Consider the following 395-nt stretch of genomic DNA (forward strand, 5'->3'; position numbering starts at 1 on the left):
CAATATGTTTTATTCAAATTGATCGTTGGTGCACTCGCTGGAGTGGGCACTCAAGAATACAGTAAGATGTCTAAGGACGTTACGTTACCTAATGGCACAAGCCTTACTTCTGTGCTCAGCGATGGCTATGTCAGCAAGATCTCTACCTTCTTGAAAGCATGGCTTGAACCACAAGCTGAAGCATTCATAAATAGTCGTTCTGGTTATCACTTATCCCCACAAGTGTGGCAAGCATTAGGGCTAACGATCCATCGGTTAGTTAGTGATGAAGCTTCGTTAAATGACCTACAAGCGGCAGGTAAAGCATTGGGAAGCCTTGATTACAGCAAAGACGCCAAACACTGGGATAGTTGCTCGGTAATGGAATTAGATGCCAAAGGGCGAATCTATAAGAA

At 43.8% G+C, this 395-nt stretch carries 1 pseudogene; it reads left to right on the plus strand.

The annotated features are described in order from the left end of the window. Positions 1-395, plus strand: a pseudogene (locus AB4585_RS28655) (hypothetical protein); the annotation flags it as partial.

Origin of the sequence: Vibrio sp. 10N.222.49.C9, assembly GCF_041474985.1 — a bacterium.
Taxonomy (GTDB): Bacteria; Pseudomonadota; Gammaproteobacteria; order Enterobacterales; family Vibrionaceae; genus Vibrio; species Vibrio crassostreae_C.